Here is a 14,126-nt window from a genome sequence, read left to right on the forward strand (position 1 = left end):
TATTAAACCAACGCCCTCAAAGGGGCGCGATGGGCAGCGTGAATTGAACGGTGGCGCCGCGTGGCGGGTTGGCAATCGCCCTCAGGCAACCGCCATGGGCCTCGATGATCGAGCGACAGATCGACAGCCCCAACCCCAGGCCGGTGGGCTTGGTGGTGTAGAACGAGGTGAACACCAGGTCGGTGCTTTGCGAGGCGAACCCCGGGCCCGTATCGCTCACACTGATCAGCACGCAATCCGTCTCGTCCAGCGTCGCGCAGATCACCAACCGCCGCTCGCCGGCACTGACACTGCCCATGGCCTCCAATGCATTCATGATCAGATTGAGCAGCACCTGCTGCAGCTCTACGCGATCGCCTTCAATCAAGGGCAAGCCGTTCATGAGTTGTGTCTGTATCGAGGCACCGCTCTTGATGATCTGGCCACGGGTAAACTCGATCATCTCTTCGATGGCCGCTTTGATGTCCACCAGCCCCTTCTGCGGCGGTGCCTTGCGGATATGCCCGCGGATCCGGCCCAGCACATCCGCCGCTCGGTTGGCGTCGAGGATGAGGCGCTCCAGTACCGGCCGGACCTCGTCGATGTCCGGTGGCTGGGCGTTCAACCAGCGTAGCGCCGCATTGGCGTTGAGGATGGCGGCGGCGATCGGCTGATTGACTTCGTGGGCGATCGAAGCCACCAATTGCCCCATGGTCGCCACACGGTTGGCATGGGCCAGTTCGGTTTGCACCTCGCGATAGCGCCGTTCGCTTTCACGGATTTTTTCTTCCGCCTGCCTGCGTTCGGTCAGGTCCAGTACGAAGGCAACCCCCTCATTGCTACCCGCTTCGAACAGGGCCAGGCCGACAATGACCGGCAAGCGGCTGCCATCCTTCCTGAAATATTCCTTTTCGTAAGGCCGGGCGTGCCCGGTCAACAGCGCCTGCGCCAGCGAGCGGTCGCTGAGCTCCCGAAACTCCGGCACCGTCAGATCTCTCCAGCGCAAGCCACCGTAGGCCAGGTCTTCCCGCTGATAACCCAACATGCGCAGGAACGCATCGTTGGCCTCGATGATGTGCCCATCGGCATGCCAGACGAGAATTCCGATGATGTTGGCATCCACCAGGCGACGGATCTTCGCTTCGCGCTCGGCGACCTCGCGGTACAGTCGGGCATTTTCCAGGGAAACCGCGGCCTGTGAGGCTACCAGCTTCAACACGGCGATCCGGCCAGGACTGAACACCTGGGGCGCCAGGTTGTTTTCCAGATAGAGCGCGCCGACGAGCTTGGCCTGGTTGGTCAGCGGCAGGCACAGGAGCGAACGGACCTGCTGCTGACGGATATAGGCATCCGTGGCGAACGGCGCCTCGATCAGGGCATCGCCCAGCACCACACTCTCGCGGGTGCGCAGGACGTGATAAAGCACCGACTCCGGCAACAGCGCCGCGCTCACCGGCGCATTCCTCAATTGAGTGGTGATGCCGTCGGCGCTCACTTGCGCAGCGATCCGTTGCTCACCGTCCTGGGACAGGATCAGCAGCCCGCGTTCGGCACCGGCCTGCTCGATCGCGGTGCCCATGATCGTGTCGATCAGTTTTTCCAGGACGATTTCGCCCGACACGGCCTGGGAGACCTTGAGCACCGTGGCCAAGTCAAGGTGCTCGACCGGCGTCGCCATGGTGGTGGTCGGATCGGGCGCCGGTTCGTCGGCCCTGAGTGCGGGGAACGTGTCCTCAAGCTGTCGCACCTTGCCATCGGCGCCCCAACGCAGGTAGCCGTAGCGGGCATCCTGCAAATAGACGCGGGCGATCTTGCCGAACCCGCGCGCCCGATAGAAACGCGAAGCCAGCTCATTGGCAAGCGCCTCGACATGGACGAAACCGCTGGCCTGGGCGGCTTCCATAGCTTGCTCGTAGAGCAGCTCGGCGTCGATCACCCGCCCCTCGACCCGAGCGATCTCGGCACCGACCAGGGCGGCGCGGCTGGCGAAGTTTTCCGGACACTGCCGGGCCCAGCCCTCGAGCCACTGGTGGTCGGCCGTCATGGCGATCAAGTGCTGCGCCCGCTCGTCCGCCGAGACGCTGTCGCAGCAGGCGGCCCGGGCCAACGCACCGTAGAAGTGGTACTCGGCTTCCTCGCAGAACGCCTGGCAAACCCAGAGCAACCGGTGGGCCTTGGCGGCCGCCTCGACGGCGGCCTCGGCGTCGTCGGCCAGGTAGCGCGCCTGTAGTTTGCGGACCCAGTACAGACACTCGGCCAATACCAGGTCCGGGTTACTGGACAAATGGGCTTCGGTTGCGGACTCGTTCAATTCACCGTCGTCCAGGCTACCGAAGGTGGGGGTCTCGCCACGGAGCATTCGGATGAGCGTCAGTTGCGTGACGATGAAATCGGTGACCAACCCGAACCCCACCTTCCTTGCATACGCCAGGCCCCGTTCGGACTCGCCTTGCACGTCATGCAACGGCTCGCCGGCGAAAAGCAGATCGGCGACGAGGTTGTTGCCGGCATAGGCACCGTAGGGCAGATCGCCGATCCGGTTCGCCGCTGCGAAGGAGCGGCGCAGCAGATCGCGACATTCCCCCACCGGCCTCATCCAGCGCACGGCAAAACAGGAGAAGCACAGGTAGGTGCTGGCCTCGAAGCGCGTCAGGCCTCGTTGTTCGACAAGTGCACAACCGAGCTGGCCGAATCGGAACCCCATTTGGTAGTCACCGAAGCGCCGACCGGCGACCCGGAAGAAATTGGCGTAGAGCACACAGGATGCATCGCAGTTGCCTCGCTCCAGGCTCAGGTTGACCGCTTTGCAGATCAACAGATCCGCCAGGTTGCCATCGCTCTGCAAGGCCGGCGCGAAGAGTTTGCCCAGTGCGTCGAGGGTCATGAGGGACGTCGGATCGTCCATGAGCGGCAAATCGATAAGCGCTTCGATAGCCCGCTCGCCGAGCAGCGAGCCGATGCGCTCGTACTCCTCGCGGACCTGGGCGTCGCTCGGATGCGCCGACCATTCGATGCCCACATGCCGCAGGTAGGCCAGGCAGACCGCAACCGCGCCGTCACTGCGGTCCAGGAGCAAATAGACATCCATCAGCAGGCAGGCCACGCGGGCCCGTTCGATCACCGTGGTGGCGCGATCCGCCAGGGCGGTCAGGCACGCGTCCGCCACTTCCAGTTGCCCGGTCAGCAGCTCGCATTCGGCCCGACTCAGCGCCAATGCGAACATCAGCTCATGGCGACGGGACCAGCACGCCTCATCCAGCAACTGCATCCCGGTAATGAAGTAATTCAGCGCCGAAGCATAGGCCGTCGAGGCCTTGGCCCGCTGACCGGCGATCAGGTTGAATTGCGCCAGTTGCTCGCGCTCGCCCAGGTCGGTGATCAGCGCGACGCCACGGTTGAGTTGGCCGACGATTTCGAAAATCGCCTCGTCCCGTTCCTGTTCGCACGTTTGCGCGGCAAGCAGGCGTCCGATGCGCAGGTGGGCCTCGGCACGTGAATCCTCGGGGATCAGCGAATACGCCGCTTCGTGGATCCGGTCATGAACGAACCGATAGGCGCCGTCCAATCGCTCCACCAGCTCCTGGCGGATCGCCTCCCACAGTACGATCCTGAGCTGCGCTTCCGGTATGCCCAGGGCAGTCGAAAGCGTCTTGAAGTCGGCCACGTTACCCAGGCACGCCAGTTGCTGCAGGGCCAGTTGCGTGTCCTCCGGCAGGCGAACCAGTTTGCCGACCATCAGGTCCACGATGTTGTCGGTATAGCCCTTGGCGTGGATACGATCCGGGTCCCACCACCATTGCCGCGCCTCATGGTCGTAGGTCAGTAGATGTTCCTCGGCGAGCGCGTGCAGGAACTGGATCACGAAGAACGGATTGCCGGCGGTTTTATCCAGCACCAGCTGCGCCAGGGGCTCGATACGTGAAGGCTCGTCCTGCAGCGCCTCGGTGATCAACTGCTCGACATGCGCCTTGGCCAGCGGCGTCAAGGTGATCTCGCTGACTTTGCCACCAGCGCTGCGGATGGCCTGGAGCTTGGCGGTCAGCGGGTGCAGGACATCCACTTCGTTGCTGCGGTAGGCACCGACGAGCATCAGGTGGCGCACATCGGAGCTGGTCAGCAAGTCCTCCAACAGGTCGAGGGTCGCCGCGTCGAGCCATTGCAGGTCATCGAGAAACAACGCCAGCGGATGGTCCTCGCGGGCGAACACCCCGATAAAGCGCCGGAACACCAGCAGGAAGCGACGTTGCTCCTGTTGCGGATCAAGGGACGTGACCGGCGGCGGCTCGCCGATGATCAGCTTGAGTTCGGGAATCAGGTCGGTCATCAGCCGCGCGTTGGCGTCCAGTGCCTCCTGCAACGCGTCACGCCACGTCGCCAGCTCTGCGTCACTCTTGCCCAGCAATGTACGCACCAGGCTCTGGAATGCCTGCACCAGGGTCGAGTACGGAATATCGCGCCGGTACTGATCGAACTTGCCGCTGGCGAAGAGGCCTCGCGGCGGCACCAGTGCCTTATGCAACTCATTGACCACCGAAGACTTGCCGATGCCGGAATAACCGGTGACCAGCACCAGCTCCGGCGAGCTGCTTTGAACGATCCGGGAGAACGCGGCGACCAGGGTGTCGACTTCCTGCTCACGGCCATAGAGCTTTTCCGGAATCAGCAGCCGATCCGACGCGCCGTGCTCGCCCAGCGCAAAGGCATCGATGCGGCCCTGTTGTTGCCAGTCCGCCAGGCACCGCCGCAGGTCATGCTCGACACTCGCAGCCGTCTGGTAACGCTCCTCGGCGGTCTTGGCGAGCAGCTTCATGACAATCAGGGAAAGCATCTCGGGAACGGTGGCGACCCGCTCGCTGGGTGGCAAGGTCTTCCTGGCGATATGGCAGTGCACCCACTCGATGGGGTCGGACGCGGTGAATGGCAGCGAGCCGGTCAACATCTGGTAAAGGGTGACGCCGAAGGAATAGAGGTCGCTGCGCGAATCGATCGAGCGGTTCATCCGCCCGGTCTGCTCGGGTGCCATGTACGCGAGCGTGCCGGCCAGGGTCTCGGGCGCCTGTCGCTCCCGCGGCAAGCGCGAGGCCAGGCCGAAACCCGTGAGCCGGGTCTGGCCGTCGGTGCAGTTCACCAGGATATGGCTGGGCTTGATGTCCTTATGGACAAGGCCCTGTCGATGCAGCTTGCCCAGTGCCACGGCGATGCCCACGGCAAGGCGCAGGAACGTGGCGGTTTCCATGGGTGCGATCAGCAGTTGCATGAGCGGCACGCCGCCCGGATCCTCCAACACCAGATGCATCTGAGCGCCTTCGCGCAACATCTCCAGCGGTCGCACCGCCCAGGTATTTTCCAGCTGATCCTTCAGGCCAAACTCATGGGCGAGACGGCCCAGGCAGCCCGGGCGAGGTTGCTCGCCCGCAGGCCGGGCAACCAGTACTGAATACTTGCCCTCCGCGCCCGAACGCAGTTGCCGACAGAAGGTACGCTCACCATCGTCCCATAATATTTGCATGCTGTTTTCCATCGGCACGGGAACAATAAATCGTTGGGCATCTACCGGGCTGTTGCAACCGCCGTCGGGAACGGAACGAGTCGTGTCGCCGGCCTGTAGATTAACGCCCCGCGAAAGCCCTTCACAGCTATTTCCGTTGAGCCAGCCGGGCCCTTTGCATCGAGCAGAACGAAACGACCCTTTGGTCTTAACCGGGTATACGTAGGTATACTTCTGCGCCTTGCGAGACCGCGTATCGTGTAATTCACGACAGGCGCTGTCACGAGCGACCCTTATGGAAGACACCCAGATACGCAACACGCAAACCATTGCAGTCGTCGATGATGACGAATCCGTTCGGGCCGCCCTCAAAAGCTTGTTGCGCTCCAGTGGCTATGCCGTCCGCACCTATTGCAGCGCCTTGGACTTCCTCGACAACGCCGGCCCCGCCGGGACGAACTGCCTGGTGTCCGATATCCAGATGCCCGGCATGAGCGGCGTGGAACTGCACGAACGACTCGGCGCGATGGGTTTCAGGATACCCACCATTCTGATCACCGCCTATCCCGGAAAAATGTCCCACCTGGGCGCCAACACCCCCGGGCTGGTTGCCTGCCTGCCAAAACCTTGCGAAGCCGACCGGCTGCTGGAGTGTATCGAAACCGCCCTCGGCCAACAGCACTGACCAGCCCGCTTCATACCTTCGTATAGTCCGTCGCCACCGACGTATGGTTTTTCTGAACCGATGTAGAAGTGCGCTCGCAGGCAGCCCTCAATAGCATGGACTCACGGCGGGCGGCTCGCCCGTGAATCTTCCCGGGGAACTGGCTATGTCGGCATTTTTCGAGTCACCTCAGCGCACCCTGGGACGGTTCAGTCTGGGTCTTATCGCGATGGCGGCAATGTCCATGGCGGGCTGCATGGTCGGTCCCGATTTCATGAAACCGGGGAACGACCTCGACGCCCTGCAACTGACGCCCCGGCCCGAGCATGCCAGCGCCGTCCCCCTGTCCGACGCCGCGGTTCCATCCCAGTGGTGGCTGCTGTTCAACGATGCGACGCTGGCCCAGCTGCAATCGCGGGCCCAGACCGGCAACCACGATCTGCTGATGGCCTCCGAGCGCATCGAACAGAGTCGGGCACAATTGGGCATCACCTCATCGCAGTTGCAACCCAATGTGGGCGCCTACGCCAGTTACGCCCGCGAGGCCAACAGCGAAAACGGCAAGTTCGCCGCCCTGGGCGCTCCTACCGACGCCACCCACTTCTGGCAGCTGGGCTTCGATGCCAGTTGGGAGATCGATCTATGGGGCCGGGCCCGACGGGCTCGTGAAGGCGCCGCAGCGACCCTGGAAGCCACCGTGTATGACCGCGAAGCCGCCCGGGTCGCGTTGTCCGCCGAAGTGGCCCGAACCTATCTGCAACTGCGTGGAACCCAGGCGCAGTTGGACATCGCCCGACAAAACCTCGCCGTCGCCGAACGCACCCTGGGCCTGGCTGAAAGCCGCGAGCGCAATGGCGTCGCCACCCACTTCGAAACCGCCACCGCTCGCGCGCAGCTGGCGACGATCAAGGCCTTGCTGCCGGAACTGGGCCAGCGCCGCAATGCCCAGATGAACGCATTGGCGTTGCTGCTGGGCGAGCAACCCCGCACGCTCGACGCCCAGTTGGGCCCCGCGATGCCGTTGCCGACGCTGCCCAGCCGCATACCGGTCGGCGTTTCTTCCGAACTGGCCCGCCGGCGCCCCGACATCCTGCGCGCCGAAGCACGGTTGCATGCCGCGACCGCTGACATCGGTGTTGCCAAGGCCGACTTCTACCCACGGATCGGTCTCAAGGGACGCATCGGCGTGGAAGCCTTCAACAGCGGCGACCTCAGCAGTTGGGACTCACGCACCTTTTCCATCGGCCCGACGGTTTACCTGCCGATCTTCCAGGGCGGCCGCCTGACCCAGCGCCTGGAGCTGAATGAATCACGGCAGAAAAGCGCCGCCCTTGCGTACCGCAAAACCGTGCTGCGGGCCTGGCATGAAGTGGACAATGCCCTGGATGCCTGGGCCGCCCAACAGCGCCAGCACGACGAACTACAGATGGCCTTCGAACAGAACAAACAAGCCCTGCATGCGGCCGAGCGCGGCTATCAGCAAGGCGCCGCCGACTATCTGAGCGTGCTGACGGCACAACTCAACGTGCTTGCCAGCCAGACCCGCCTCAACGCCAGCACGACCGATGCCACGCTCACTGTGGTCAATCTCTACAAGTCCCTGGGTGGTGGCTGGGATCCGGAGGGCGGGCAATGAACGTCGCCGCCGTGTCGCCGGCTGGCGCAGCGACTGGTGAGGCGCCCCGCGCCCTATCCTCCGTGCGCCCGCTGATCGGCCTTGTCGGCATTTTCCTCGCGGCCATGATGGCCGGGTTGAACACCCGGGTCGGCGCCCTGGCGCTGGCGGATGTCCGGGGGGCGCTGGGCCTGGGCTTCGACGACGGCTCCTGGCTGACCACGGCCTATAGCGCCGGAGAACTGATCGCCATGCCCTTTTCGGCCTGGTTCGCCCTGACCTTGTCGTTGCGGCGCTTCGAATTGTGGATGCTCACTGCTTGCACCCTGCTCGCCTTGCTCCTGCCGTTCATTCACAACCTGGAGCTGTTGCTGGCCCTGCGTTTTGCCCAGGGCATCGCCAGCGGCACGACGATCCCCTTGCTGATGATGGCGGCGCTGAAATTCCTGCCGCCGGCCATACGGCTGTACGGCTTGGCGTTGTATGCGATGACCGCGACCTTCGCGCCCAACCTGTCGATCTGGCTGGCCGGGACCTGGACGGATGGGCTGCACGACTGGCGCTGGGTGTATTGGCAGATCATCCCCCTGGCCCTCATCGCCGCCGGCTTGATCGCCTGGGGACTGCCCCGGGAGCCCATCCAGACCCCTCGCTTTCGCCAAGCCAACTGGCCCGGCATGGCCTGCGGCGTACCGGCGTTGGGCCTGGTCACCGTCGCACTGGACCAGGGCGTGCGACTGGACTGGTTTCACTCGCCGTTGATCACCGCATCCCTGGTGATGGGCCTGACCTTGATGGCGGTGTACTTGTTGACCGAGTGGTATCACCCGTCGCCGTTCATCAAGTTGCAGATCCTCGGGCGCCGCAATCTGGGCCTGGGCTGCACCCTGTTCCTGTCGTTGCTGGTGGTGCTGCTATCCAGCTCACTGCTACCGGCCAGTTATCTCGGCCCGCTGCAGAACTATCGTCCGCTGCAAATGGCCTCGATCGGGCTGATCGTCGCGCTGCCGCAACTGGTGCTGGGACCTGTCGTGGCGCTGTTGCTGTACCGCAAGTGGGTCGATGCCCGCATCGTGTTCGCCTTGGGTCTGTTGCTGATCGCCCTGGCGTGCCTGTGCGGCGCGCAACTGACCGCCGACTGGCACCGCGACCAGTTCGTCCTGGCGCAGACGCTGCAGGCGTTCGGACAACCGATGGCGGTGGTGTCGATGCTGTTCCTGATCACCAGCGTGGTGCAGCCCCCCGAAGGTCCTTACGTGTCCGGCACCATCAACACATTGCGGGCCTTTGGTTCGCTGTTCGGCGCGGCGGTGATCGGCCAGCTCATGACCCTGCGCGGCCGTTTCCACGGGGACATGCTGCTGGATCACGCGGCCCTGGCCAGCAATGCCCTGGCCGTGCCCGAGCCATCGGCACTGATGGGCATCGTCAGCCAGCAGGCGTTGGTGCTGTCCATCGCCGATGCCTATCGGGTGCTGGGGGTGTTGGCACTGCTGATGATTCCCCTGGTGCTGCGGCTGACCTACATCCCGGCGCCTGTCTTGACGCCTCCTTCTCCCTCACACGGGTAACTCATCATGGCCTTACCGAAGAAAGCCCGGATCAGTGCGGCGTTGCTGCTCACCGTGGTCGCCTGCAGCGTGTTCTATCTCAATCGCTCCGAATCCAGCGCATCGACCCAGTCGACTGACGATGCCTATGTCCACGCCGACTTCACCACGGTGGCGCCGCAGGTCTCGGGGACGGTGGAAACGGTGTTGGTCGAAGACAACCAACCGGTCAAAAAAGGGGATTTGCTGGCGGTCATCGACGACCGGGATTTCGTCGCCACCGTGAACGTGGCGAAGGCCCAGGTCGCCAGCGCCCAGGCCGGTATCGCCAACCTCGAAGCACGCCTGATCCAGCAGCAGACCGTCATACGCCAGGCCCAGGCCGCAGTCGCCGCGGACGACGCCGCGCTCAAGCTGGCCAAGGTCAACCACACCCGCTATCGCAACCTGGCCGCCGACGGCTCCGGCACCGTACAGGCCCGGCAACAGGCAGAAGCGCAGTTGAGCGTGCAACAGGCCGGCCTGGAAAAAAGCCAGGCAGCCTTGCAGGCGGCGCGGCAGCAGGTGGACATTCTCAAGGCCGACCTGGACCAAGCCAGGGCCACCCTCGCCCACGCCCAAGCCGCGCAGGCCATCGCCGAACTGAAGTTGTCCTATACCCGCATCACCGCGCCGATCAACGGCACGATCGGGGAAAAATCCGTGCGCGTCGGCGCGTTCGTCAATGCCGGCAAACCCTTGCTCGCGATTGTCCCGCTCGATGCCGTCTACATCACCGCCAACTTCCGGGAGACACAACTGGCCCGGGTACAAACCGGCCAGGCCGTGGACATCGAAGTGGATGCCCTGCCCGGCGAAACGCTGACAGGAACCGTACAAAGCCTGGGACCTGCCAGCGGCGTCAGCTACTCCGCCATCGCTCCCCACAACGCCACCGGCAACTTCACCAAGATCGTCCAACGCCTGCCCGTGCGCATTCGCCTCGACCCCGACCAACCGGCGACGGCGAAACTGCGGGTGGGGATGTCGGTGACGCCGCACATTCGTATTCGTGGGTAATCAGTGACGGCGCAGTCGAACACACAGCCCTCATCGCGAGCAGGCTCGCTCCCACAGTGGATCGGCGGTATATGCGGTATTGATGCCATGCACCATACCCTGTGGGAGCGAGCCTGCTCGCGATAGCGTCAGATCAGCCAGCACCCATGTTGAATACACCACTGCCATCACGGTCACTACCCACTCAACCCAACAGCTCGGCAATCCATCGGATCTGCCGGACAAGATCCTGTACCACTTCCTCCGGCACGGTCTGTCGCGCCTGGGCAAAGCTCGCCAGGGTCTTCTGCTTCTGGCGCAACCTGCGCTGCCATTTGACCAGGAATGCCGGGCTGCGCGCCCGCATCAGCAGCGGGCCGAAGTACAGCTCCTCGGCGCTGTACATCACCGGCCCGGTGCGCTCGGCAACGATGATTTCGTAGTCGAAACGGTTTTCCTGCAGCACTTCCTCACCGAGAATGCGGTAGCCATTTTCCATCAGCCACAGGCGCAATGGTTGTTCGCCGCCATTGGGTTGCAGGATCAGACGCTCTTGGCCGCTCAATCGCGACCTGTCGCGCTCCAGGATGTCGCGGATCGTCTCCCCGCCCATGCCAGAGAAACTGATCGCCGTGATCCCGTCACCCGGCTCGATTGCCGCCAGGCCGTCTGCCAGGCGCACGGTGATCCATGGTTCGAGGCCATTCTCACGCACCGTCCGTTCAGCCGCGTGAAACGGCGTCACTGCCACCTCCCCGGCCACCGCCGCGACAATGACGCCACGGCGCATCAAGGCCACCGGCAGATAACCGTGATCCGAGCCGATATCGGCCAGGCGCGCCCCCACCGGCACCTGCGCCGCCACCCGCTCCAGGCGCATGGACAATGTCTGTTCGTTCAACCGCAACCCCTCTCACCCCAAACGTCCGACAGCGTTGGCCGGATCGGGCTGCGATTCTGGCGAGCAACGCCGTACATTTCAAATGTATGCGACCAGGACCGTGTGTTTTGACAAGAGCGGCGTCCACACCTATAACCGGTCCTGGCCTACCGGCAAGCCAGTGAACGAAATGAGCAGTCACCATGAATGACCGTCAAGCAATCATCAAAGACTTGATCACAGCAGTGGTGAAGGCCCGTAAATCCGACGAAATCGTCTATCAGTCGGAGTGGCTCGGCTACATCCCATTCGGGGTCTACCACTGGGTCGAATGCCGGGGCGAAGACGTTTCCAGCGACTTTCCGTTTGGATGGTCGCTCGAAGACCTGGCGGGTCTTGAGCAAATGGGGTTTCTGGAAACGCTTGAAGCTTATGAGAACCCTGAGGACTCGTTTGATCGGGAGATCACGTATCGCGTTTGCGTTGAGCTCACCTGATAGTTGGCTTGCGTCATAAGCTGCCACCAGCCCATACAAAGTAACCAGGCCCAGACCATGCTCATCGAACCCTTCTCCATCAACATTCCCGAGCACACCCTGGAAGACCTGCGACATCGCTTGCACAATACGCGGCTGCCCGAGTCCTTGCTCGATCAAGGCTGGAGCGAAGGCATGGACATGGGCGTGCTGCGCGATCTGCTTGCTTACTGGTCGACCGGGTTCGACTGGCGCGCGCAGGAGGCGGAGCTCAATCGCTTGCCGCAGTTTGTCGCCAACATCGGCGGGCAGCGGGTTCACTTTGTTCATCAACGTGGCGTCGGGCCGGACCCGATGCCTCTCGTCCTGACCCATGGCTGGCCCGGTTCGTTCATCGAGATGCAGCGCATCATCCCGTTGCTGACGGACCCGGCCAGTCATGGTGGCGATCCGGCGGACGCGTTCCATGTGGTGGTGCCGTCGCTGCCCGGCTACACCTTTTCCGCGCCGTTCATGCAAGCGGGCATGGGGCCCCATGAGATTGCCGGGTTGTGGCAGCAACTGATGGACGGGCTGGGTTATGAACGCTTTGGCGCCCAAGGCGGAGACATTGGCGCAGGGGTCTCGACTTGGCTGGGGGTACGGTTTCCCGAGCAGGTGGCAGGGATTCACCTCAATTACATTCCGGGCTCCTACCGCCCACCCCTGGGCGAAACCGAGCCGCCGCAGACAGCGGAAGAAACGCTTTTCCTCCAGCGCGCCGCTGCATTTGCCGATGCCGAAGGCGCCTACGCCCATCTCCAGCGAACCAAACCCCAGAGCCTGGCCGTGGGCTTGAACGACTCACCAGCCGGATTGCTGGCCTGGATGGGGGAAAAGCTGTTGGCCTGGTGTGATACCGACCCAGCCATTGATCGTGACTGGCTACTGACCAATGTGACGCTCTACTGGCTGACGAACTGTATCGGTTCGTCGTTTCGTCAGTACGTGGAAGGTAGCAAGCGTCCGTTGCAGTTCAACAGCGGGGAACGGATCAAGCCGGCGGTTGGGGTCGCGCTGTTTCCCAAGGAACTGCCCATGCCGCCAAGAAGCTGGGTAGAGCGGTGTTGTACGGTAGAACGCTGGACCACGATGCCACGCGGTGGTCACTTTGCGGCGCTGGAGCAGCCGGCGTTGCTGGCGGCGAATATCCGGGCGTTCTTTCGGGCCTTGCGCTAGTGGTGATGCCTCTGTGGGAGCGAGCCTGCTCGCTCCCACAGGAATCCAGGTGTCAGTCGCGAAACTGACCATCCGAAAATCTCGTAGGAAATCACCACCCGTGGCGAGGGAGCTTGCTCCCGCTGGGTTGCGAAGCAGCCCCAAGCCAGGCGCCTCATTTCGTCAGGCACACCGCATGCCCAGGTTTTACGGCGCTTTTTTGTGGGAGCGAGCCTGCTCGCGATAACGATGGCACATCCAACCTCAATGCAGACTGACCCACCGCCATCGCGAGCAAGCTCGCTCCCACAGGATCGGCGCGGGGTGGAGAATTTTTGGCCAAGCCTCAGCTCTTCCCGCAGGCAGACAAGGACTGAAACACATCACCCCACCGCACTATGCCAACCGGCCGATGTTCACCCATCGGGGGTTCTCGATACTCGAATCTCCCGGCATCAGTCGAACCCATCAGCGGTTCGAGCTGGATGACCTTCATCGGAATTGTGGAGTGATGCATGCGTAGATTGAATGTTCTGAACACCGCCCTGTTGATCGGGGTGATGTCAGCCTCGACCGCCCAGGCCTTCGAAGCTGGCGATGTCCTGGTCCGCGCGGGGGCCGTGACCGTCGATCCTCGGGAAAGCAGCTCCAGTGTGCGCGTCGATCGCGGCAACCTCGCCGGTACCGACCTGGGCGGCAAGGCGAGCCTGAACAGCGATACTCAGCTTGGCCTGAACTTCGCCTACATGATCACCGATCACCTGGGCGTGGAGTTGCTGGCGGCGACGCCATTCGAGCACGATGTGAATCTCTCCGGCACCTCCGGCGGCGTGGCCGATGGCAAGTTGGGATCCCTCAAGCATCTGCCACCGACGGTGAGCCTGATCTACTACCCGCTGGACAACAAGGCAGCCTTCCAGCCCTACTTGGGCGTCGGTATCAATTACACCTGGGTCTACGATGAAAGCGTCGGCAGTCGCGCCAGCGCCGCGGGCTTCGACTCGTTTCATGCCAGTAATTCTTGGGGATGGGCGGCCCAGGTGGGCGCAGACTACATGCTCACCGATCGCCTGATGCTCAACGCGCAGGTGCGCTATATCGACATCGAGACCGATGCCTACGTGAGCAATACAACGCTTGGGGTCAGGTCCAAGGTGAATGTCGAGGTGGACCCTTTCGTGTACATGGTCGGGCTGGGTTACAAGTTCTGAGCACAGCAGCCCTTTGTGCCAGGGATTC

The 14,126-nt window shown here is 63.2% G+C and carries 9 protein-coding genes; 7 read left to right on the forward strand and 2 right to left on the reverse strand.

Annotated features, from left to right (window positions below; translation table 11 throughout):
* Positions 1-16 precede the first annotated feature (16 nt).
* The gene (locus tag N005_RS23025; RefSeq protein WP_047703291.1) at positions 17-5,488 is read right to left on the reverse strand and encodes a trifunctional serine/threonine-protein kinase/ATP-binding protein/sensor histidine kinase; all 5,472 of its coding nucleotides are present in this window, start codon (positions 5,486-5,488) and stop codon (positions 17-19) included.
* Positions 5,489-5,762: 274 nt separating this feature from the next.
* Here N005_RS23025 and N005_RS23030 point away from each other — a divergent pair, with 274 nt between their 5' ends.
* From N005_RS23030 to N005_RS23045, 4 genes are all read left to right on the forward strand, one after another.
* Positions 5,763-6,152 carry a response regulator transcription factor gene (locus tag N005_RS23030; protein WP_047703292.1) on the forward strand — a complete coding sequence of 130 codons (390 nt, stop codon included), beginning with the start codon at positions 5,763-5,765 and terminating at the stop codon, positions 6,150-6,152.
* A gap of 145 nt (positions 6,153-6,297) precedes the next feature.
* The gene (locus N005_RS23035) at positions 6,298-7,767 is read left to right on the forward strand and encodes an efflux transporter outer membrane subunit (RefSeq protein ID WP_081993330.1); all 1,470 of its coding nucleotides are present in this window, start codon (positions 6,298-6,300) and stop codon (positions 7,765-7,767) included.
* The gene (locus N005_RS23040; RefSeq protein ID WP_047703293.1) at positions 7,764-9,317 is read left to right on the forward strand and encodes an MFS transporter; all 1,554 of its coding nucleotides are present in this window, start codon (positions 7,764-7,766) and stop codon (positions 9,315-9,317) included. Before N005_RS23035 ends, N005_RS23040 begins: the two co-directional genes overlap by 4 nt.
* 6 nt (positions 9,318-9,323) lie before the next feature.
* Positions 9,324-10,355 (forward strand): HlyD family secretion protein, encoded by a 1,032-nt coding sequence (locus N005_RS23045; RefSeq protein ID WP_047703294.1) that lies wholly within the window; start codon positions 9,324-9,326, stop codon positions 10,353-10,355.
* Between the two features lie 184 nt (positions 10,356-10,539).
* Here the strand turns inward: N005_RS23045 and N005_RS23050 are convergent, their stop codons facing one another.
* Positions 10,540-11,235 carry a tRNA (adenine(22)-N(1))-methyltransferase gene (locus tag N005_RS23050; protein ID WP_047703295.1) on the reverse strand — a complete coding sequence of 232 codons (696 nt, stop codon included), beginning with the start codon at positions 11,233-11,235 and terminating at the stop codon, positions 10,540-10,542.
* Between the two features lie 182 nt (positions 11,236-11,417).
* On the opposite strand from N005_RS23050, the gene N005_RS23055 reads away from it, so the two are divergent.
* The 3 genes from N005_RS23055 to N005_RS23065 all read left to right on the forward strand — a co-directional run bounded on the left by N005_RS23055 (position 11,418) and on the right by N005_RS23065 (position 14,098).
* A complete protein-coding gene (locus N005_RS23055; protein ID WP_047703296.1) occupies positions 11,418-11,711 on the forward strand; it encodes a hypothetical protein in 294 nt (97 codons plus the stop codon).
* A gap of 57 nt (positions 11,712-11,768) precedes the next feature.
* Positions 11,769-12,908 (forward strand): epoxide hydrolase family protein, encoded by a 1,140-nt coding sequence (locus N005_RS23060; protein ID WP_047703297.1) that lies wholly within the window; start codon positions 11,769-11,771, stop codon positions 12,906-12,908.
* Positions 12,909-13,402: 494 nt separating this feature from the next.
* Complete coding sequence (locus N005_RS23065) at positions 13,403-14,098, forward strand: OmpW/AlkL family protein (RefSeq protein ID WP_047703298.1); 696 nt, start codon at positions 13,403-13,405, stop codon at positions 14,096-14,098.
* Positions 14,099-14,126: the final 28 nt, after the last annotated feature.

It is taken from the genome of Pseudomonas mediterranea CFBP 5447 (assembly GCF_000774145.1).
In the GTDB taxonomy this organism is placed as follows: Bacteria; Pseudomonadota; Gammaproteobacteria; order Pseudomonadales; family Pseudomonadaceae; genus Aquipseudomonas; species Aquipseudomonas mediterranea.